The 22,581-nt window shown below is 67.4% G+C and carries 11 protein-coding genes and 2 pseudogenes; 4 read left to right on the top strand and 9 right to left on the bottom strand.

Annotation, left to right across the window (positions count from 1 at the left end; translation table 11 throughout):
* Positions 1-70: 70 nt before the first annotated feature.
* The gene (locus IPK85_24275) at positions 71-748 is read right to left on the bottom strand and encodes a TIGR00730 family Rossman fold protein (GenBank protein MBK8250484.1); all 678 of its coding nucleotides are present in this window, start codon (positions 746-748) and stop codon (positions 71-73) included.
* 318 nt (positions 749-1,066) lie between these two features.
* Here IPK85_24275 and IPK85_24270 point away from each other — a divergent pair, with 318 nt between their 5' ends.
* The gene (locus IPK85_24270; protein MBK8250483.1) at positions 1,067-2,467 is read left to right on the top strand and encodes an alkaline phosphatase family protein; all 1,401 of its coding nucleotides are present in this window, start codon (positions 1,067-1,069) and stop codon (positions 2,465-2,467) included.
* 25 nt (positions 2,468-2,492) lie between these two features.
* Here the strand turns inward: IPK85_24270 and IPK85_24265 are convergent, their stop codons facing one another.
* Positions 2,493-4,511, bottom strand: a complete 2,019-nt coding sequence (locus IPK85_24265; GenBank protein MBK8250482.1) for a hypothetical protein — start codon at positions 4,509-4,511, stop codon at positions 2,493-2,495.
* A 141-nt stretch (positions 4,512-4,652) separates the two neighbouring features.
* Between IPK85_24265 and IPK85_24260 the strand changes: the two genes are divergently transcribed.
* Both IPK85_24260 and IPK85_24255 read left to right on the top strand, forming a co-directional pair.
* A complete protein-coding gene (locus IPK85_24260; protein ID MBK8250481.1) occupies positions 4,653-5,699 on the top strand; it encodes a phosphotransferase in 1,047 nt (348 codons plus the stop codon).
* Between the two features lie 106 nt (positions 5,700-5,805).
* Positions 5,806-7,008 carry an acyl-CoA dehydrogenase family protein gene (locus IPK85_24255; GenBank protein MBK8250480.1) on the top strand — a complete coding sequence of 401 codons (1,203 nt, stop codon included), beginning with the start codon at positions 5,806-5,808 and terminating at the stop codon, positions 7,006-7,008.
* A 14-nt stretch (positions 7,009-7,022) separates the two neighbouring features.
* Here the strand turns inward: IPK85_24255 and IPK85_24250 are convergent, their stop codons facing one another.
* From IPK85_24250 to IPK85_24230, 5 genes are all read right to left on the bottom strand, one after another.
* On the bottom strand, positions 7,023-8,204 hold the full coding sequence (locus tag IPK85_24250) for a serine hydrolase (protein ID MBK8250479.1): 1,182 nt from the start codon (positions 8,202-8,204) through the stop codon (positions 7,023-7,025).
* 69 nt (positions 8,205-8,273) lie between these two features.
* Positions 8,274-10,253 carry an Ig-like domain-containing protein gene (locus IPK85_24245; protein ID MBK8250478.1) on the bottom strand — a complete coding sequence of 660 codons (1,980 nt, stop codon included), beginning with the start codon at positions 10,251-10,253 and terminating at the stop codon, positions 8,274-8,276.
* A gap of 18 nt (positions 10,254-10,271) precedes the next feature.
* On the bottom strand, positions 10,272-12,281 hold the full coding sequence (locus IPK85_24240) for an Ig-like domain-containing protein (protein ID MBK8250477.1): 2,010 nt from the start codon (positions 12,279-12,281) through the stop codon (positions 10,272-10,274).
* 138 nt (positions 12,282-12,419) lie between these two features.
* Positions 12,420-15,731, bottom strand: coding sequence for a PD40 domain-containing protein (locus tag IPK85_24235; protein MBK8250476.1), 3,312 nt, complete (start codon positions 15,729-15,731; stop codon positions 12,420-12,422).
* Positions 15,732-16,133: 402 nt separating this feature from the next.
* Entirely contained in the window at positions 16,134-18,035 is a 1,902-nt protein-coding gene (locus IPK85_24230; protein MBK8250475.1) for a hypothetical protein, read from the bottom strand.
* On the opposite strand from IPK85_24230, the pseudogene IPK85_24225 reads away from it, so the two are divergent.
* Positions 18,034-19,134, top strand: a pseudogene (locus IPK85_24225) (winged helix DNA-binding domain-containing protein). The gene IPK85_24230 and the pseudogene IPK85_24225 overlap by 2 nt on opposite strands.
* Positions 19,135-19,293: 159 nt before the next feature.
* Here the strand turns inward: IPK85_24225 and IPK85_24220 are convergent.
* Positions 19,294-19,956: pseudogene (locus tag IPK85_24220) on the bottom strand (M24 family metallopeptidase).
* Positions 19,957-22,119: 2,163 nt separating this feature from the next.
* Positions 22,120-22,581: a hypothetical protein gene (locus IPK85_24215; protein ID MBK8250474.1), complete on the bottom strand. Its 462-nt coding sequence runs from the start codon at positions 22,579-22,581 to the stop codon at positions 22,120-22,122.

Below are 22,581 nucleotides of genomic sequence, written 5' to 3'. Positions count from 1 at the left end.
GCCCGCTTGACCGGCTTGCCCACGCGCGACCCCTTGAGGCCGAGCGAGCGCCCGGCCGATTTCCGTGACTTCATCGAGTGTGCTCCAGGCGCCGACGGGCGGCGCTGAGTTGGGCGTCGTACGCGGCGACCACGGCCTGGACGGCCTCCTGGGGATCGTCCGTCACGAGCATGAGGTCCATGTCGCCCGCCGCGATCTTGCGCTCGTTGAGCACGCGCGATTGCAGCCAGCGCACCAGCCCGGCCCAGTAGTGCCGGCCGAACAGGATCACCGGGAACTGGTAAATCTTCCCTGTCTGGATGAGCGTCAGCGCCTCGAACAACTCGTCGAGGGTGCCGAAGCCGCCGGGGAAGATGATGAACGCGTTCGAGTACTTGATGAACATCGTCTTCCGCACCATGAAGTAGCGGAAGTTGACGAGGGTGTCCACGTACGGGTTGGCCCCTTGCTCAAAGGGCAACTCGATGTTGCAGCCAATCGAACGGCCGTGGCCAAGCTTGGCACCCTTGTTGGCCGCTTCCATGATGCCTGGGCCCGCGCCCGTGATGATCGCGAAGCCCGCCTCGGCCAGCAAGCGCGCCACTTCCTGCGCGGCCTGGTACTGCGGATCGTCGGGGCCGGTGCGCGCCGAGCCGAAGAGGGTCACCCCCTTCTCGACGTCGGCGAAGACATCAAACCCCTCGATGAACTCCGACATGATCCGCATCACGCGCCAGGTGTCGGAGCGCGTGAAATCGACGTGCGGCATGCCGTGCTGGAGGAGCTTGGCGTCCTCGGTGGTCGGCAGGATCTCGCGGATCGAGGTATCAATCGCCTGATGCGCGCCGCTCGTCCGGATCCCGGGGACAGCGGAGGGCGGGGTGCGACCGGCGGCACGATGGCCTTGCTCGGTTCGCTCACGCAACCCGGCGACGGCTTCCTGACTCGCACTGAGGAGGCGATCGGGATCCATCGCACGACCGCCAGCCGACTTGGGTCCGCGTGCACGCGGCTTTCGATTTGCCATCGCCCTTGTTCTGGTGAAGTATTCGCCGCCCACGCGCGCCTGAGTTTAATCAACCCACCGATGCCCGTCATCATCCTTGTCGCTGACGGGGCGCGCCCGGACACCCTCGCTGCGGCGATGGACCGCGGCGAGCTCCCGGCCATGTCACAACTCCGCGCCGAGGGAGGCGCGCATGTCGTCACGACGTGCTGGCCCTCGGTGACGGGGATGGCCTACGCTCCCTTTCTCATGGGCATGTTCCCGGGTCACGTGGGACTGCCAGGACTGCGCTGGTTTGACCGATCGCGGCGCATTGGGCGCCTGATGGGTCACGCGCGGAGCTACGTGGGCTCGGGCATGCGCCACGTGGACGCTGACCTGACCGGTGATGCGCGCACGGCGTACGAGATGACGGAGCGTCGGCTTGGCGCGCTGAGTGTGATCCATCGCGGGCTCCCCTGGAGCGACCGGCTCGGCTTCGGGGCAGCGTTCGCCTTGCGGGCGGCCCGCACGCACTTTCGCGGCAACGTGCGTGGCTGGCTCGCGATCGATCGCGAGATCGGACAGGCCGTCGCCCACCGCATTCGTCGGGATCGGCCACAGTTCGTCTTTGCGGCGTTTACCGGCATTGACAAGACATCGCATTCGGAAGGGCACGATGCCCGCGTGGTTCGCGATGCGATGCGCATTGTGGACGATGCCGTGGCCGAGATCCGGCACGACGCCGAGCGCGCGGACACGTGGCGCGACACGCACCTGTGGATTGTGAGCGACCACGGGCACTCCCCAGTGCGGCAACACGACGACCTGGCCGTGTGGATGCGCGCGGACGGTCATCGCGTGCTGGCCCACCCCTGGACCCTGGGTGGCGGGCATGACGTGGCGGTGATGGTGAGCGGCAATGCGATGGCCCACCTGTACCTGGATCTTGCCGCGCGCGCGCCCAGGGGGTGGGACGCCCTGCGCTCCCAGTGGCAGGGCACGCTGGAGGCGTTGTTGGCGCGCCCCTCCGTGGACCTCGTGATCGCCCCGCTGGATGCCACGCGGGCCGAGGTCCACGGCCGGGGCCGCGGCCACGGAACGATCGCGCTCGAGGCGGGGTGGTACCGCTACCACCCCGTGACGGGGGACCCGTTAGGCACCGGGGCCATGGCCGCGAGCGACCCGACGGGCGCCTGGGACGCCACCCGTGCATCCGACTATCCGGACGTTTTGGTCCAGGTCGTGTCCATGCTGCGATCGTCGCGGATCGGCGACCTGATGGTCTCGGCCGCGCGCGACTGGGACCTGCGGGCCAAATACGAGCCGATCCCGCACCATTCGTCGCATGGGGCCCTGCACCGCGATCACATGCTCGTCCCGCTGCTGCTGAATCGCCCATGCGTGGCCGCACCGCGACGGACCGTCGACGTATTGCCGACGGCCATGCGGGCGCTCGGGGTATCCCCACCGACGGCGGTGGACGGAGCCGTCTTCCTGTAAGCGGATCCGCGCGGGCTCGTTGGGGCTACGGGATCACTTGCGGCTTCGGCTCGATGCGCACGATCCAGAGCCCGTTGTACATGTCGTTGACGTAGGCCAGCCCGTTCTTGACCACGACGCCCCACGTCATCGCCGCGTTCTTCACGCGCCCGTCCATGTCGGCGGTGTTGAGGTGCGCAATCTCGCGCCCCTGGGCGCGCAGGTCACCACGCAGCTCGCCGCTGACATCGAACGCGCGGAAGCCGCCGTTGTACGCGCCCATGTAGAGCGTGTCGCCGGCGACCCAGACGTTGTGCACCCCGCCGAACTCCGGCTCGTAGTGGGCCACGGACTTCGGGTTGTTCATGTCGCTGACGTCGACGACCTGCAGGCGGCCATACGCCCGCCCGGCCGAGGCGTCCTTGGCCCCCTTAACACCGGCGGCGGGAAAGACCTCGTCGGCAATGAAGACGTAGTTCTTGTGGCGCCAGGCCGTGTGGGTGCCGCGAATGAAGCCGGGGCCACCACTCGCCTCGACGTCCCGGTACAGGGCGTTGAGATCGTACTTGAACTGTGAGACAAACTGCGGATTGCTCGGCGAACCACCCTTGACGCCGTTGCCCACGTCGAGGATCACGAGGCCGTCGTTCCACCAGCTGCCGTACAGCAGGCCGTCCTGCACGTCGATGTCATGCAACGTGCGCCCGACGTCGCCATGGGCCTTGGGGGTCTTCCACTGGGCGACCTCCTTCGGCTTGTACGGGTCGCTGATGTCGATGACATGCAGCGCGCCGGTGCCGTCGTTCGTGAGGTAGATGTGCGTCCCGTACTTCTCCTGCTTGAAGATGAAGGACGAGTGCACGCCGGACGTGACGCCGTCGGTGAACTCGCTGATCACCTTCGGGTGCTTCGGGTCCTCGAGCGAGCAGATCACGATCCCGTTCTTGCGGTCGCTGGCCCCCTCGCGCGTGAAGACCAGGAACTTCCCGTCCGGGGTCGTCATCACGTCGTTGACGCGGCGGGTGTTGGACACGATCGAGTCGGTCACGACCGGCTGGGCCGGGTTGCTGATATCGATGGCGTACATCACGTCACCGCCGCCACCGCTCCCGAGGTAGGCGTGCTTGCCGTCCGGGTGAATCCAGACTTCCTCCGTGGAGAAGCGCGTGCGCGGCAGGCGACCAACGACAGAAAGCGGTCGTCGCACGTCGCGCGGGGCGAGCCGCACCACGGCCTGGGAGGTACGCGACCCCTGGCTCGCCGTCACCACGAACTCACCGGGCGCGTACCCGGTGAACGCCCCATCCTGCGCGATGATCCCCTCACCCGGCGAAAAGGACCACCCCGTTGAGAGGCCCGCGATCTCGCGACCGCGTGCATCCTTCGCGACCGTCTTGAAGCGCACCACGTCGCCCTGCCGGGCGTCCACGCGGGCCGGGGACAACTCCATCGACGCGACCGTCGTATTGAGCACCTCCACCGGAACCGTCACGGTGGCGGCACCCGACGAGCCGGTCAGGGTCGCGCGCCCGGCACCTGCACTGGCGAGCATCCCGTCCTGGTCCACTCGCACGATTGCCGGTGCGGACGACCGCCAGCTGATCCGCTCATCGGGACGCGGATCGCCGGTCTTCGAGAACACCTGACCACCGATCCGCAGCCGCTGGCCGAGGGCCATCTTCACCGCCCCATAACTCGGGGTGATCGTGGCCGCCGGGCCCGGGACCATCTTCACCTCGATGCGTTCCGTCTTTGGCCGTTGACCGGGGATCAGCGCCGTCACCGCCACCGGGAGGGTACCGGTCGCGCCGGACGTGACCAGGCCGAGCGAGTCCACCTGGCCCTCGAATCGCGCCCCCTGTCCCAGAAAGAGGAAGCGCACGCCGGCAACCGGACGCCCTTGGGCATCCACCGCCTGGGCACGCAGTCGCATGGTGTCCCCGGCGACCACCGTGGGCTTGGCCGGAGTCACGATGAGCCGCGCGACTTCCGGCGTCTGGGCCGCGGTTACCGCCGGCAGCGAAACGGCGCCGAGTAGCGCGGCGGCACGTGTGAAGGAGTGCATGTAGAAAGGTCCGTCAGGATGGAACGGGAACGATGCATCCCCGACCTGACCTTGGGCAACGAGGGCGCCCCCTCTCCGGGGGACGCCGGCGGGCCAGCCGTGCCCGTTGCCGAGGGGCACGGGGGGTGCTTCATTCGCACGATGAGCTCGGCGACAACTCGTCCGGTGGATCCGGCCCACGCGTTTGAGCTGGAGCGCGTGGTGGCGTGGCTGCGCCAGGAGGTCGGTCCGTGCGAAGGGCCTGTCCAAGTCGCGCAGTTCGCGGGTGGTCAGTCGAACCCGACCTTCCTGCTCACCGCGTCCGCGGGGCAGTACGTCCTGCGCCGCAAGCCCGCCGGGCCCACCCTGCGCACGGCGCACGCCGTCGACCGCGAATTCCGCGTCACCCGAGCGCTGCACGCCGCTGGATTCCCGGTCGCACGGCCGTTGGCCCTCTGCGACGACCCGTCGGTGATCGGCACGCCGTTTTTCGTGATGGAGTACGTCGAGGGGACCATCCACTGGGATCCGCGGTTGCCGCGCGTGCCTGCCGCCGGCCGTCGCGTGATGTTCGCCGAAATGGCCAGCGTCCTCGCCCGGCTCCACGCAATCGACATCGACGGCGCGGGCCTTGGGGACTTCGGCCGTCGCGACGGCTACTTCGCGCGGCAGGTCGCCCGGTGGTCCGAGCAGTACCTGGCCTCACGCACGCGCGACATCCCGGCGATGGATGCCCTCGTCCATTGGCTGCGGGACCACCAACCGCGCGAGTCCGGCCGGTCGGCGATCCTGCACGGCGACTTCCGGCTCGACAACCTGATCTTTGATCCCGACGCCCCAGTGGTGCGCGCGGTGATTGACTGGGAGCTGTCCACGTTAGGCGACCCGCTGGCGGACCTGAGCTACCAGTGCATGGTCTGGCACCTCCCGGAAGGGGCCTTCGGAAGCCTGCGCGGCGTGGACCTCGTGCGCGAGGGGCTCCCGGACGAGGCCGAATACCTGGCGATGTACAGCGAGCGCACCGGGCTCAAACGTCCCGATGACTGGGACGTCGCGATCGTGTACAACCTCTTTCGCCTGGCGGCGATCCTCGAGGGGGTCGCTCGGCGTGCCATCGATGGGAATGCGTCCAGTGCACGTGCGACGGAGATGGGACGCCTGGTCGAACCGATCGCGGACGGCGCCTGGGCCCTGGCCCGTTCCGTGTAAGGTCGCCGGGCCGGCGTTCCGACTGCCACGCCCTCGCACGTGAGTGACCCGCCGTCGTCGGATGGGTCGTGGTCGCCGCCGGAAATACCGCAGCGTAGCTTGGGGAATGGACTTCCAGCCGACACCGCGCACCGCCGAGCTGCTGGCGCGACTTCACGATTTCATGGCCGCGCACGTGTACCCCAACGAAGCGCGATACCGTGCCGAGGTGGAAGCGGGCGACCGGTGGGCGCCGGTAGGATTCGTGGATGAGCTGCGTGCCCACGCCCGCGCGGCGGGCCTCTGGAACCTCTTCCTGACCCACAGCAGCCGCGGCGCCGGGCTGAGTAACGTCGAGTACGCACACCTCGCGGAGGTGATGGGCCGGGTGGAATGGGCCAGCGAGGTGTTCAACTGCGCCGCGCCCGACACCGGCAACATGGAAGTGCTGGATCGCTACGGCACGCCAGACCAACAGTCGCGCTGGCTGACCCCGCTGCTCGCCTGCGAGATCCGCTCGGCCTATGTGATGACCGAGCCCGACGTGGCGTCATCCGACGCGACCAACGTCGCGCTGGAGATCCGTCGCGACGGGAACGATTACGTGCTGAACGGGCGCAAGTGGTGGGCGACGAACGCGGCCGACGCCCGCTGCGCCTTGTTCATCGTGATGGGGCGCAGCAGCACGGCGGCGCCGCGGCACCAGCAGCACTCGATGATCCTCGTGCCGCGGAACGCGCCGGGGGTGCGCATCGTCCGCACGCTCAGCGTGTTTGGCTACGACGACGCCCCGCACGGGCACTGCGAGATCGACTTCCAGGGAGTGCGCGTCCCGGCGGACCAGATGATCCTTGGCGAGGGTCGTGGATTCGAGATCGCGCAGGGGCGGCTCGGCCCCGGGCGGATCCACCACTGCATGCGGTCAATCGGCGCGGCGGAGCGTGCGTTCGAGATGATGGTCGCGCGCTTGCAGTCCCGCGTGGCCTTCGGCAAGCCGGTGGCCGAGCAATCCCTGTGGCATGAGCGGATCGCCGACGCGCGGTGCGAGATCGACATGGCGCGCCTGCTGGTGCTCAAGGCGGCGTGGATGATGGACACCGTGGGGATCAAGGGCGCCCAGAAGGAGATCGCCATGATCAAGGTGGTGGCCCCGCGTATGGCCTGTCGCGTGATCGACCTGGCGATCCAGGCGCACGGGGGCGGCGGGCTGTCGGCGGACCATCCCCTCGCGAGCATGTACGCGGGGCAGCGGTCGCTGCGCATCGCGGATGGGCCGGACGAGGTGCACCAGCGCACCGTGGCCCGCCTGGAGCTGCGCGGGGCGCGTTAGGCGCCCCGTCCTGCCTACTTCGCCGCCCTGATCAGCCGTTCCTGCACCGCACGCAGCGGAAGCCCGGGCCCGCCGCTGATGTTCCACGCATTGAAGACCACCACCATCTCCTGGTCGGGAAACGCCATCGGGAACTGCCCACCGAACCCGGACCCGGCCCAGATGAACGCGTCCGGCTGTACCGGATTGCTGTAGAGCCACCACTTGTACCCGTACTTCGGCGCGCCGGCGCGCGTGCTGGTCGCGATGTGCGGTGTCACGGATTCACGCACCCAGCGTTCCGACACGACGGTCGTTCCCTTCCACCGGCCGCCCTGCAGCCACAGCTGCCAGATCCGCGCCAGGTCGGTCGCTTCGAGATACAAACCACCCTCGGTGTCGATGGCTCCTGAGGTCGAGCGCTTCCAGTGCCAGTTGGTGATGCCGAGTGGCGCGAAGAGATGGCGCGCCGCGTACTCCTCGATGTCGACGCCGGTGGCGCGGAAGAAGATGTGCGCGAGCAACGCGCTCTCGCCGCTGCTGTAGTTGAACTGTGTTCCCGGCTCGCGCATCATCGGCCGGTCGATGGTGAACTTGACCCAGTCCGGGCTGGCCTCGAGCGCGCCCGCCGTGTTGCGCGGATCGCTATACGGAATGCTTTCGTTCCAGTCGAATCCGCCCGTCATCGTGAGCAAGTGGCGGATGGTGATGCGCCGCTTGCGATCGTCGAGGTTCGCGACGGCGGCGGTATCCCAGTAGGTGAGGATCGGCGTGTCGAGTGCCGGGAATTCACCGCGGGTGACCGCCACCCCGATCACCGCTGAAGCCACGGTCTTGGAGACAGACTGCAGGGTGTGCAGTGAGCCCCGTCGATACGTCGGGTGCCACCACGGATTGAAGTAGTTGAAGGGCCCAGTGGGGTCGTGCGAGTTGTTCAGCGACGAAGCGGCGCGCGACGAGTCGCCGTAGATCTTGTCGTAGTCGCGTGGATACCGCTTGTCCATCACGAGACGACCGCGCCGAATGACAACCATGCGATCAATGTTGCCGTACTTCCCCGCCGTGATCTCCTTGTCGAGGCTGTCGAGGACGGCGGGGTTGATACCGACCTTCGACGGGGTCGACGTTGGCCACGTGAATGACGTTGACTGGGCGCCGAGCGACGAGGCGGCGAGCAGCGCGAGGGCGACGGCGGCGAAGGAGGGTCGGCGTGTCATGATCATATTGTATGGAGCCGCGGTAGGTGGCGGAAAGAAACCAGTTGCCATGCCGAACGCCGGGAGCAGTTACGGCACGACCTTCGGCTTCGGCTCCATGCGGATGACCCACAACCCGTTCTGGTTGTCGTTCACCCAGGCGAGCCCGTTCTTGTAGATCACGCCCCAGACCCGAGACGCATTCTGCACCTTGCCGTCCATGTCGGCGGTATTCACGTGCCCGATCTCGCGTCCTTGCGCCCGCAAATCCCCGCGGAGTTCGCCTGAAATGTCGAACGCGCGAAAGCCGGCCTCGTAGGCGCCCATGAACAACGTGTCACCCGTCACCCACACGTTGTGCACGCCGCCGTACTCGGGCTCGTAGTACGCCACCGACTTCGGGTTGGCCATGTCACTCACGTCGATCACCTGCAGGCGGCCATACGCCCGTGAGGCGGCCGCATCCTTCGCCCCCTGCACTTCCTTTGCCGCGAAGACCTCGTCGGCGATGAAGACGTAGTTCTTGTGGCGCCAGGCCGTATGGGTGCCCCGGATGAAGCCGGGTCCACCCACGGCTTCCACGTCGCGGTACAGCGCATTCAGGTCGTACTTGTACTGCGTCACCAACTGCGGACTGGAGGGCGAGCCCCCCTTCATCCCGTTCCCGACGTCGAGCACGACGAGCCCGTCGTTCCACCACGAGGCGTAGAGCAGCCCGTCCTGGATGTCGATGTCGTGCAGGGACCGTCCGGCATCCCCGTGGGCCTTGGGGGTCTTCCACTGACCCACTTCACGCGGCTTGTACGGGTCCGTGATGTCGATGACGTGCAGCGCCCCGGTGCCGTCGTTCGTCAGGTAGACGTGCGTGCCGAACTTCTCTTGCCTAAAGATGAAAGCCGAGTGCACGCCGGAGGTCACCCCGTCGGTGAACTCGCTGATGACCTTTGGGTGTTTGGGATCTTCCAGCGAGCAGATCACGATTCCGTTCTTCCGGTCGCTCGCCCCCTCGCGCGTGAAGACGAGGAACTTCCCGTCCGGCGTCGTCATGATGTCGTTGACGCGCCGCGTGTTGGTCACGATCGAGTCGGTGACGACGGGCGCCGCGGGATTCGCGATGTCAATCGCGTACATCACGTCGCCACCCCGGCCGCTCCCCAGGTACGCGTGCTTGCCGTCCGGGTGGAGCCAGAGTTCTTCGGTACGGAAGCGCGTGCGCGGCAAGCGGCCGACGACCGACATGGGCCGTCGCACGTCGCGTGGCGCGACGCGCACGATGGCATGGGCGGTCTGGCCTCCCTGCGAGCCCGTGATGAGGTACTCCCCGGGCTCGTAGGCGACGAAGCTGCCTTGCTGGTCGATGACCCCCTGGCCTGGTGCAAACGACCAGCTGGTTGCGAGCCCCGGGATGGTGCGTCCCGCGCCGTCACGCGCCACGGCCTGCAGGCGGATCGCATCTCCCTGCCGGGCGTCGACCCGGCCGGGCGTAACGTCCAGCCGTGCGACGCGCTGGGGCACCACCTCGACCTCGACGGCGCGTGCGACGGCGCCCACCTGGGCCGTGACTCGAGTCCTTCCCGGGCGCACCCCACGCACCATCCCGGCCGCATCGATGGTGGCCGCCGCGCCACTCGCCCGCCAGGTGACCGCGTCCTGCCGCTCGTCGTTGGTCGCGCTGAAGGCCTTCGCCGTGAGGTGAAACGATTGCCCCACGGCCAGCCGCAGGGCTCCCTGCGATGGGACCACGCGGACAGCGGGGCCCGGCATCATGCGGACGTCGACCCGCGTCACTACAGGCCGCGCGCCTGGGACGGTCGCCACGACAACAACGGGGATCGTCCCCGTGGCTCCGGATCGGACAAGCCCGACCGAGTCCACCTCCGCCTCGAAGTCTCCGCCATCGGCCTGGAAACGGATGCGCGCGTTAGGCACCAGCTGCCCCGAGGCATCCAGCGCCTGGGCGCGCAGGCGGAGGGTGTCCCCCGCGATCATCTCCGGCTTCGCCGGGGTGACCACGACACGCGCGACGGGAGACGTCGCCGCGACTTGAAGGAACAGGAAGGGCAGGAGCATGGATCAGGACGTGGGTGACTAGGGAACGACGGTCGGCTTCGGCTCCATCTTCACGATCCAGAGCCCGGAGTTCATGTCGTTGAGGAAGATCAGGTTGTTCTTGACGACCACGCCCCAGGTCATCGTGGCGTTCGGCACGCGCCCCTTGGGGCTCTGCGGCTGGAAGTGCGAGATCTCGCGCCCCTGCTTCTGCAGGTCACCCTTGAGCTCACCGGACACGTCGAAGGCGTGGAACCCCGAGTTGTAGGCCCCCATGTAGAGCGTGTCGCCAGCTGCCCAGATGTTGTGCACCCCGCCGAACTCCGGCTCGTAGTAGGCCACGCTCTTCGGGTTCATGATGTCGCTCACGTCGACCACCTGCAGCCGCCCGTACGCGCGCCCGACCTTGTCGCCCAGCGCGTTCTGGACTTCCACGGGGTCGAACACCTCGTCAGCAATAAAGACATAGTTGCGGTGCCGCCAGGCGGTGTGCGTCCCGCGGATGTAGCCGGCCCCGGCCTCGGTCTCCACGCGCGTCTTGTACAGCGCGTCGAGGTCGTACTTGAACTGCGACACGAGCACGGGCTTGGACGGCGTGCCGCCCTTGATCCCGTTGCCGACATCCAGGATGATCAGGCCATCGTTCCACCAGCTGCCGTAGAGCAGCCCGTCCTGCACGTCCACGTCATGCAGCGTGCGCCCAACATCGCTGTTCCCCGGGCGGGGGGTCTTCCACTGGGCGACCTCCCGCGGCTTCGCGGGATCGTCGATGTTGATCATGTGCACGGCGCCGGTGCCGTCATTCGTGATGTAGGCGTGGCGCCCGTGCTTCGGGTCGGTGTAGATGAATGCCGAGTGGACGCCGGACGTCACACCATCGGTGAACTCACCCACCTTCTTCGGCCGCAGGGGATCCTCGAGGGTCATCACCACGATCCCGTTGCGGCGGTTGTCGGCCCCCTCGCGGGTGAACACCAGGACTTCCCCTTTCTCGTCGGTCATGATGTCGTTGACGATCCGGAAGTTGTCCACCACCGAGTCCACGATCGCCGGCGCCGAGGGGTTCGAGATGTCGATCGTATAGAAGCGGTCGCCGCCAGCGTGCGTGCCGAGGTACGCCACCTTGCCGTTGGGGTGGACCCAGACTTCCGAGGTCACGAACGCGGTGCGCAGCACCGAGCCTACGACGGTGGTCTTTCGCCGGACGTTGCGGTCCGTGAGGTTCACGGAGACGTCCCCGCTGACCCGGCCCAGGTTGGCTGTCACCAGATACGACCCGGGTTCGAATCCGACAAACGATCCGTCACTGTTGATCTCGCCCCGACCAGGGGCCATCGTCCAGCTCGGGACCAATCCGTCGATCACGCGCCCGGCTGCGTTCTTGACCTGCACGCCAAATCGCAACACGTCGCCTTGCCGCGCGGTCGCCGACGACGGCGTGAGGGCGACGGTCGCGCCCGTGGCGCTCACCACCGCGAGGTCCAGCGTACTCGTGGCTGCCCCGGCCACCGCGGTCACAGTCGCCCGACCCGGCGCGACTGCCGTGGCGATGCCGCGCTCGTCAATCCGCACGACACTCGGCGCTGAGGACCGCCAGCTCACGCGCTCGGTGGCGGAGTCCCCGTCCGCGGAACGTGCCGCGGCCTGCAGTTGCAGGCGCTGCCCCGCCAGCATGCGCGCCGGACGCGGCGTGATCGCCACCCGCGCCGCCGGACCCGCCACCATCTGCACCTCGACGCGCGCCGTCACCGGCCGGCTGCCGGGTACCAATGCCGACACCGTGACCGGGAACTTGCCCACGGCCCCGGACGTCACGAGCCCCGTTGAGTCCACCGCCGCCTCGAATCCGGCGCCACCGGCGAAGTAGCGGATCCTCGCGTTAGGCACGGGCTGACCGGTCGCATCCAGCAGGCGGGCCGACAGCCGCAGGGTGTCCTTGGCCACCATCCGGGGATTGGTGGGCGTCACCACGATCCGCGGTCCCTGCTGGGCCCCCAGGGCACCGGCCCCAAGGAGGAAGGGAAGAAGCCGCCAGGCCGAACTATGCATATCAGGTCTCACGTCGAAGGGTCTGCGTCGCACCAACCATCTGAAACTCGCCCGGACCGAGGCCCGAAGCAACGTCCGAAAACGCATCACGGGCCGCTCGCGCGACCCGTGATGACCACCACCTACCGTCTTGGCTGATCAGCGCAGCCCGGCCGGCACCGCCGACGGAGCCTGGTTCGCCCACGGCATCGGCGGCAGCTTCCGCACGCGGGGCCATTCCTCGTCGAGCGTGTTGGCATTGTACAACCGGCCGTTCACCATCACCCGCGCGATCGAGTTGGTGTTGCGAATGTTGACCAGCGGGTCGCGATCGAGGACGAGCAGGTCGGCCATCTTCCCGGCTTCGAGCGAGCCGATGTCCTGCCCCATCCCGATCCCCTCGGCTCCAAAGATGGTCGCGACGCGCAGCGCGTCGTGGGTCGACAACCCGCCACTCTGCAGCATCCAGATCTCCCAGTGCATCCCGAGCCCCTGGAGCTGGCCGTGCGAACCGGCGCCGATGCGACCGCCGGCCGCGACGGTCTTCGCCACGTCCTGCGCGTGCTGGAAGAACGAGTACTCCTCCTTGAGGAACCACCCACCAGGCCCGGGGCTTCCACCGCCACCACTCCCCCGGCGCCGGACCTTGCCGTCAAAGTCCACCGGATGCGTGAATCGCTTCAGCTTCGCATCGTTGACCAGGTCCTCGTTGGTGTACCAGTAGTTCTCGCCGAACGGCCCGCCGTAGGCGACGATGAGCGTCGGCGAGTTCAGCGTCTGCGTGCCCTTGTACCACTCGAAGACGTCGTCGTACTTGGGGGTGATCGGCAGGGTGTGCTCGATCCCCGGGTAGCCATCGAGGCCGTGCGTGATGTCGAGCTTGTGGTCGAGGCCGCCCTCGGTGGTCGGCATGATCCCCAGCTGCTTGGCGGCCATGATCACCCACTGCCGCTGCTGCCGGTTCCCGGTCATGTACATCTTGAGGGTGCCGGTCTTGTAGTAGTCGGCGTACCGCTTGAGCACCTGCACGGCGTGCGCGGAGTCGCGGATGGCCTCTCCGAGGAAGACGCCGGGGCCCGTCGTGTAGATGCGCGGGCCGACCATCTCGCCCGTCTCCACGCGGTCGCCATACGTCAGGAAGTCGGTCACGGCGGTCTGCGGGTCGCGAGTCGTCGTCGTGCCGTACGCCAGCGTGGTGAGGTATTGCCACGTTTGCGTATTGTGGATCTGTGGCGTGAGCCACTGCGGATGGTAGTGCGTGTCGACAGACCCTGGAGTGATGGTCTTGCCGCTCACGTCGATCGTGCGTGCCCCGGCCGGGATGCGCACCCGTCCGCGCGGGCCGATCGCCTCGATGCGATTGTCGCGGACCACGATGTCGGCGTTGGCGATGATCTCCTTCCCCTTCATCGTGATGGCGCGTCCACCGCGCAACACGACCACCCCGCGCGGGATGTCGCGCGGCGCGGTCACCGCCACCCGCACCTCGCTCGGCTTGTACCCCGGGGTCTCCTTCTTCGCCGCCGTCGAGTCCCGCTTGGTGGTGTCCTTCGGCGCCGCCGCCTTGACGCGGGCGTCCGCCTTGAGGGAGTCCTCGACGACCTTCGCCCGATCGAGGTCGTAGGTCCATACCGCGTTCCCGAGCGCCCACATCACGCGACGTCCGTCACGCGACCAGTTCGGGAACTCGCCGCCGACCTCGTTGAGCTTGCGCACCGGGACCGCCGCACTCGCAGGAGCGGCGACACTTACCGTCGGCGGGGTCGCCCCCACCTGCGGCACCGTGATCGTGTACATGTCCATCCCGACCAGGGCGAGGGCCTGGTCGCCGCGCGGCGCCATCATCACCAGGGAGGCCGGTGGTGCGGACGGGGGAGCAGGCTCGGTATCGTCGCCAAGGTGCGTCTGGAAGTTCTCGTCCCCCCACATGGGGCGCGCGGCGCGGCCACCCAGCCAACTGCGCGACATGTTCTTGACCATTTGTCCATCGAGGGTCAGCTGCCCACCGAACCCCGGGGGCATTGGCCCGGTGACCTTCAGGTGCGACTTCTGGTCGGTGCCGTCCCAGCGGAACGAGACGAGGCCGTCACGGCCGCTATAAGCAAAGATGCGGTCGGGGTCCGTCGTGAAGTGCATGTTCCCGGTCCCACCCGATGGCATGATGAGGGTCGCGGTGCCCCGGTGGCCGGCACCCAAACGAGGTCGGCCGCCGTCGCGCCCCAGAAGGCGCCCCCGGCTTCCTGCAGCTCCCGGCGCCGCGGCACGCGTGGCCACGATCCGGTCGCCCCGTGGCGACCACGCGAGGTCGGAATACAGCCCGCGCGCCATCGTGATCGTCTGCGTCGTCCAGCTGCTGCCGTTTTGTGACGCACGGACGATGTCCCCGCCCGTCACGTCGTTCCAGGTCGTCCAGGCCAACGATCTCCCGTCGGGGGACCAGGTCGGCCCGAACTCACCCACGTCGGCATTCGACACCCGACGCGGCGTGCCATTCGGCCAGTCCATCACGTACACGCGATCGAGGGCGGAGAAGGCCAGCTGGCGACCGTCCGGCGATGGCGAGAGGTCACGCACCTGCTTGGCCGTCAGCGTCGCGGACGTGTCGACGCGATAGGAGAACTTGACCTCGGGGCCCAGCTCCAGGTCCACCTTCGCACTGAACGGGATCTTCGTCGGGGCAGACTTGTCGACCGGGACGCGCCAGATCTCGCCGCCGTAGGTCACGATCACCGCACGCGAATCCGGAGTGAAGGAGAATCCGGGATAGGCATCGAGCGGCGCACGCGACTCGATGTCGTCGCGTTGCACGGGAAAGGCCAGCCAATCCTCGGCCTGCGTCTCCAGGTTCCGGATGCGCAGCCCCGTCTTGATCTCGTGACGCGAGGCGAAGACGAGGTGCTTGCCGTCGGGCGAGAGGGTGGGACGGAAGGCCGACCCCTGACGCGTGGACATCGTCGACGACTTGCCGGTCTCGCGATCGTAGACCCCGAGCTGGTACTGGGGACCTAACGAGTTGTACGTCCAGTCACCGAAGCGTTGCGCATACCACACGTAGCGCCCGTCGTTGCCGAAGGCGGCGCCGAGCTGCTTGACTTGCGGACCCGCGGTCCCGAGCGCGACCCCGTTGCCCCCGTCGACGTGGTACATCCACAACTTCGCCGTCCCGAACTGGCCCGTGGCCCGCGACACGACGATGTACTTGCCGTCCGGGGCGAACTCGGGCGACACATACTCCGAGGTATTCCCCTTGGTCACCTGCACGGTGTCCTTGCCGTCGAGCGACATCATCCAGACGTTGTCGCCGCCCGAACGGTCAGAGACGAACACGATGCGCTTGCCATCCGGGGAAAAGCGCGGTTGGGCGTCGTAGGCGAGGCCATTCGTCAGGCGCGTCGCGGTCCCGCCGCCAACCGGGAGGGTGTAGAGGTCGCCAAGCATGTCGAAGACGATCGTCTGTCCATCCGGCGACACGTCCAGCGAGATCCACGTCCCCTTCGTGGTCGTGAAGGGAATGGGTGCGCGCCGTCTTGAGCGGGAAGCGTGGTCGCCGGCGGAGCCGCCGGGCCCTGCGCCTGGACCAACGACGCGAGGGTCGCCAGCAGGAGAACGTGTCGTTTCATGGGAGCCATTGTGGTGGTGCGGCCGGGATACGCGCCGCGCGATACGCGGAAAGCTACCGCCACGGCGGGGACTCCCGGAATACGAGCCGTTTCCGCCGCCTCGCCGGTCCGACAGTCGTCACCGTGACCCGGGTGCCCGGAGCGGCTGGAGTCCGGCGCTGGTGGCCCGCGGTGCCTTGCGGTTGGCCGCGCTCGGCGCCGTCCGCCCGCGGCCCGTCGCTACCCGCCGGCGAGCCTCCGAACCGACAGGCGCCTAACGACGGAGCCCGTCGCCTCGCGCGAAAAACCCGGGCAACGAGACCGGGGACACCCCGGTGATCGGGGAACGGCCTCGCAGCGCCTGCGCGGCCCCCCGCTCCGAGGCGTCGCCGACACTGTAGGTCACCAGGTACGTCCCGACCGTCGGCACCTGCCGGATGAGGTACGGATTCCCGAGCGCGACCATGGCGGTACGCGCATTCATGGCGGGGAGGGATGCCATCCAGGTGGCGATGGCCGCCGGGATCGCCGGGCGGCCCTCCCCTTCGATGCGACGCACATAGGCGGCGAGCACCACACGCTCGGCCCGGCGGATCGCGGGGGCCATGGCGTCCAGCTGCGGCTGGGTCGTGGCTGGCGAGATCTTTATCACGCGCACGGAGGTGTCTCCCGCGCGCATGGCCGCGCTGAAGACCCGGCCGGCGCGCAACTCGGTCTCCGGCATGTACTGGATCACCAGGGTCCCGCGGCTCGCCATGGGCACGAGGGTGTCCCGGTCCCGGAGCAGGGTGATCGAGCGCTGGGCGATCTCGGCGGCCTTCGCGCGATGCGCCGTCGCTCCAACGACCTCGCGCAGGGTGTCCAGCGAAACGAACGGGTGGAAGGCCACGCCACTGCGCGCCTTGAGTTCCAGCACGCGTCGCACCGAGGCGTCAATGCGTTCCCGCGAGATCTCGCCGCGCTCCACCGCCGCCACCACCGCGTCGATGGCCTTCGTGGGGTCGCTGGGCTTGAGCAGGATGTCCGATCCGGCCTTGACCGCGAGCACGGAGCTCTCGGCCACGCCGTATCCCTTCCCCACCCCTTCCATGGTCATGGCGTCGGTGATGGCGACGCCCCGAAAGCCGAGCGTGTCGCGCAGCACACCCGTCATGATGCGCGGCGCGAGCGTCGCCGGCGTGGACGAATCGCCTTCGACCGCCGGGAGGGCGATGTGGGCGGACATCACCATGGACGCTCCCGCGTCGATCGCTGCCTTGAAGGGGACCAGCTCCACGGCGCGCAGTCGCGCCCAGTCCGCCCCAACGATCGGCAGCCCGACGTGGGAGTCCACTTCCGTGTCCCCGTGCCCCGGGAAGTGCTTGGCCGTGGCGATGGTGCCGGCGTCCATCGACCCGCGGACAAACAGCGCCGACAGGCGTGCCACCCGGGCCGGGTCCTCACCAAACGACCGGGTGTTGATGACCGGGTTGGCCGGATTGTTGTTGACATCGACCGTGGGGGCGAAGTTGATGTGGATGCCGACGGCGCGCGCCTCGCGCCCGATGATGTACGCCGCGTCGCGCATAATCCTCATCGCGCCCGGTGGCCGCAATCCCCATCGCCGTCGGGAAGACCGTCGCCCACCGGCGTCCATGAGGTAGTGCGAGAAGACGCCGCCTTCCAGTCGCCCCAGGGCCGGCTCGAGGTCCGATGAGACCAGCAGGGGCACCTTGGCGAGCCGCTGGAAGGCGTTCACCTTCGCCGCAACCTCCACCGGCGTGCCTAACGACATGCTCACCCCGCCGATGCCGTCGCGTGTGATCCATCGGGCCACCTCGGCGTAGGTCGAGTCCCCGCTGGAGGTGTAGTCGCCGAGCACCCAGACCATCACCATCTGGCCGACCTTCTCGCGGAGGGTGAGCGAGGCCATGGTGCGATCCACCCAGGCGCGGCCCGCGCGCGGCAGCGCGGTCCTGGGGTCCAGGGCAGCCGCCTCGGGAGCGGCCGCCCCCACCGAGGCAGGGACCCGCGCACACGCGAGGGCAGCGAGCACGACGAACGACAAGCAACGGTAGCGCATCATGTCCGGAAGATGCGCGGGCGACACCTCGGCCTCAAGCTCGTCGAGCGTTCGTGAGCGAGCGGCATCGGCGGCCGGGCGCTGAAGACAGCCGTTTCGTACTTTTCGGCGCATGTCGTCAGCTCTCGTTCGCCTGCGCCAGTTTGCGCTTCGTCGGCAGTTCCCACGCCAACCTCGTTGGGCCGCGCGATCGCTCGCCTTGGCTTCCGTGCAGGCCGACCCGATCCGGGCGCCGGCACGTGCGCAGGACCTGATCCTCCGCCATCGCGTCACTGGTTATGTCGCCGGTGACCTGGAGCGCCGGTACGCACGGCTGGATGTCGAAGAAGACTTCTTCATCAACTATGGATTCGTGACACCCGAGCTCCATGCGCTGATGCATCCGCGGACGGCGCCGCCGGTGGTCGGCAGCGGAGCGAAAGCGCGCGGATAACATTCTCGCGTTCGTGCGCAACATGGTGTGGTGCATCCGCGCGACGTGGATTCACATTTTCGCACGGCAAGGCGACGAACTGGTTTGGTGGTCGGTCGAACGTCACCACGCAGGTGATGGATGCGATGCACTATCGCGGCCTGCTGCGGATTGCGCGACGCGAGGGCGGCGCACGGCTCTACGCCGCGCGACCAGCGGTTGAGGCGCCGCGGGATATCACGGCCGCCATGGATCGTATGGTGGACATCGTCGTTGGCGAAATGCCCCGGTGCCGGCGACGACCTTGCTCCACCTCACCGCGCGCGCCGGGCTGCGCGGCGCCGCAATGGGAAGGTGAGCGAGCGGCGGCGAGCCCGCGCACGCACGCGCTTGCCGCATATGCGTATCGACGGCGTGGACTGGTACTGGCCTGACGGGGAATCGCCGTCATCGCGACGCAGGGTTGTGCCCGACGTGGTGCGCCTGCTGGCGCCGTTTGATCCGTTTGTGGGATCGGCCGCGCTTTGAGTTGTTCAACGGCTGGGGCTATCGCTTCGAGGCGTACACGCCGGCGCCGAAGCGGGTGCGAGGTACTACGCGCTGCCGCTGCTCTGGCGCGATACGGTGATTGGCTGGGCCAACCTCTCGGTGAACGACGGTGTGCTGGTGCCGGACGTCGGGTTGCGGAACGGCCGAGCGCCGGGTGACGCCGGGTTTGCGGCGTCGCTCGAGGCAGAGCTAGGGCGGGTGAGCGTCTTTCTCGGCTGCGACCCTGCGCGTAGCGAGCAGGTAGCCAGCTGAATTTCGTCCGTCGTCACAATCGGCAGGCTCGGTCCTCGCTGACTCCGGTGCGCACGTGTGGCACGCGGAACGAGGCAACCCGCGCGTCTCAGATGCCGGAGGCCTTCTGGAGGGCTGGCCGAAAAGACTCGCACGACGAACAACAGACGGAGCGGGCGATCAGCGCGCCAGGAGTTGCTCGAAGAAGGCACCTATGTTGTTTTTGCGGTCCACAAAATGCAGCTCCAGAATCCAGTGCCTCGGGTTCCCGTTCTTGTCGAGCTGAAGAATGTCCTGGTGGTTGTCAGGTGCACATCCAGGCAGAGATCGCTGGGATCATCGGGTTGTTCGTGCGGAAACTCTCCTATGATGTGCCCGGCAATCGCGTTTCCGAATTCGTAGCCGTAGCGCTGTGCGAGACCGTTCGCGTAGGCGAAGAATTCTTGCACCAGTGAGGGGCGGCTCTGGGTGAAATACCAGGGCGTTTCCCTTCCCGGCGCCACGCCGCTTCGACGTCCGTGCGAATTTTCTGCTTTAGCGGGTCATTGCCCAGGACATAGGTTCGTCCCAGGTCTGCCTCCCAGCCGTCGAAGACGGGATGGAAATCGCAAAACAGAATGTCGCCTTCCTGGATCATCACATCTGACGGATCCGACGCGTAGGGCTGCAGGGTATTGAGGCTTGCCCCTGACAATCTTCTTGCCCCAATGCTGGTCGACGCCGAAATCGTCGCGTGCAATGCGCACGATCGTCGCGGAGCTGCCCCTGTTTTGCCCGCAGCAATCAAGCCGCGATCTTCAATCGTCGGAACAGTTCCTGGCTTTCTGTTCGGGCGAAAGAGATGCGTGCCCACCTGGTCCATGATTCCCAGTTCTGCGAATGGACCGGTACGATAACTGCCCGCGCGGTCTCGAGCAGCGCGATGTGACGGATCGCTCATCACGCGCCCGCGCCGCCCGCCGCCCCCCACTGGAGCTCCTGGGGGCCAGGTGAGGGGGCTAAGGAGCCGCCAGAAGGCCCGACCAGCTGCCCGTTGTGCCACCAGAGCGCCCGGCTGAGCGCCCGCGCGGCGCGTCGATCAAAGTGCCAGGCGAGCCCCCGTGGTCACTCCAGCAACTCCGGAGCGCCAGGACAAAACCTCGTTCAGGTGCATCGATCCGGTCTGAAGCGCGATGCCCGCGCCCAGGCCGAGGAGCACGCCGCTTGTCACTCCTAACCAGCGGCTTCGCGGATACCGCGTGATCAAAGGCGCGCGCGTAGGCCTGTGCGGAATCGGAGACGACCAAAGAGGCTAGTCGCGGCATCCCGGTCAACGTCGTACGGCCCACGACCTGGTTCGTTCCCCGGACGAGCCGACTGCTCTCAAGGCGGAGCGAGCAGGTCGCGTAGGTACAGCTCGCCAGAGGCGCTTGTCCGATTACCGGCGACGTCGCGCCACTGCTCAGGGCGATCGTCCCAATAAGCCACAGTCGAAGTTGGCGCATAGAAGCTCCCAAGGACTCCCGAAGTTTACCTCTTAACTGCCTTCGTGTTCCTCCCAGCTCAACCTTCGGCGCGCCTTTCGCGCCGTATGTTCCCCGCGACCCCGATCGAACTCTCCCTATCGACGCCCACCCGTTAAGCGCGGGCCCACCTCAAGCTCCAGCGTCAGCTCGAGCGCCTCTCGCGCCACCCAAAGCCCAGCGAACCGTCCTCGCCGCGCTCGACGGCGTCCTCCAGCAGGTGGCCCGCCCGCGGCGCACCGCGGAAGCAGCACCGCGCGGCCCACCGGGCCCGCGCAAGCAACAGCAGTGCGGGCCGCTAAAACAAAAGCCCGACCGCGTGGGCCGGGCTTCCCGTCTCGTTCCTCTGCTGTTTGCCCTAACCGGGCGTGCAGCTGGCGGGGTGATACCACCGCCCTGCAGCTGACGCTTATGGGTTAGGCTGCTACGTTGCTTCCGCTGTCACGGCAGCCTCACCGTAAATCCCACTGTGTCAGCGAGGCGAAGGCCCTGTGCGGTTGGGCGATACATTCGGTCTTGTGCTCACCACGCGCTGCTGCTGCGCGCGGTATCGATGTCGAGGCCATGTATCCGGGTCCGTCGTACGACACGATCAGCCGATACCTCCCAGGACGTGCCAGCGCATAGCGCCGCAAGGCAATCTTCCGCGAAAGGGGCACCGACTCGTACGCCCCATCGCTGACACACCTAAGGTCTTGCCGTTGCAGCAGCGCGGCCTTTCGGGGAGGAGCACCAAGAACTCTCCAGTGCCCCAGAGCCTACCCCGCGCCCCAAAGACTCCGCCGGCCCTCCATCCGGTCGGTCAGGCTGAAAGGAGAATCGTCGGGATGATTGTCGAAGTTCGATGGACTTGGCCGTTTACAATTGAGTAGACGACCTCAACGGGTGTGCTATCTCCCGCGAATACCGTGTCTGCGGTCATCCTTGCTCGAAGCTCGGCGCCGTTTGCTTCTCTTGCCGAGACAAAGGCCGCCTGCGTAGTTCGTGCGAGAGGCTCCGGACCATGAGCAGGCTGCCTCGGCGAGGAGAGAAGGTCACAGGTGCACAGGCGGCAGCTCGGATGCAAATGGAGCTAGTCCTCGTGGCGACAACCATCGACGGAACAACGCTTGACTGGCATAGAGGCCTGGCGGCAGCTGCTGTGATCAGACGATTGGTTGTTCGTGCACCGCTTGACGGTCGCCGATGTAGACGCCATTGCGCTCCCGCCGTGCGCAAAATCTCATGCGAAGCAGTGGATATCAGGTCTCCAGCACCGAGATCATTCCGGATCAGAATGCGGCCGGGCAACGTGCGACCGAGCACACCGGTGTTGGGATTGCCATCTGAATTCTTCCGTCTCGTGTCAGGTGCGGTCCGTGGGGCTGACGGAGGAAACATCGAGATCAGTCGCCTCAAAAGCATCAGCGGCCTGGCTGAAGATGTTGGCGCCCCTCTGGGCAAGGATCGCCCCGTTCCCGAGCCGTCGCGCGTGGTTGTCACCAGCCGTCGACACTCGGGTCCTCTACGCCTTCCTTGTTCTTCGCGCGCAGCCCAAACGGGTCGAAGTTGACGGGATCGCCGTTGGCGTAGCCATAGAGGTTGAGGCCGCCGGCCGCATGATGGGATCCTCCTGCGTGAAGCGCCCGCTCTTGGGGTCGTACAGCCGGTTCCGCTGATAGATCAGCCCCGCCTCCCGCTTCTCCTGCAGCAGGCTCCCGTGCCAGCTCAACGTCAACAGCCCCCGTGCCTGCCGATACCGGATCCGCCGTGAACGGCCACGTAACGTACACACACCGCTGCGCCGTGTGCGCCCGGCGCCGGGCACGCCGCCTGCCCCACCGCCACCGTGTACGGCGGTACTGCGCCCCGTCGCTGAACAGCCCCAGCAATGGCGTCCCCGCACGTCCCAGAACACCAGCAACGTGAAGCGCGGCCACGTCAGGCTCGCGCCCGACGGGTTGTCCTTGTAGTCGTAGCGCGTCAC

Source organism: Gemmatimonadota bacterium (assembly GCA_016712265.1).
Classification (GTDB): Bacteria; Gemmatimonadota; Gemmatimonadetes; order Gemmatimonadales; family Gemmatimonadaceae; genus RBC101.
The sequence above is the reverse complement of the archived record's forward strand: the minus strand, read 5'-3'. Positions and strand labels throughout refer to the sequence as shown.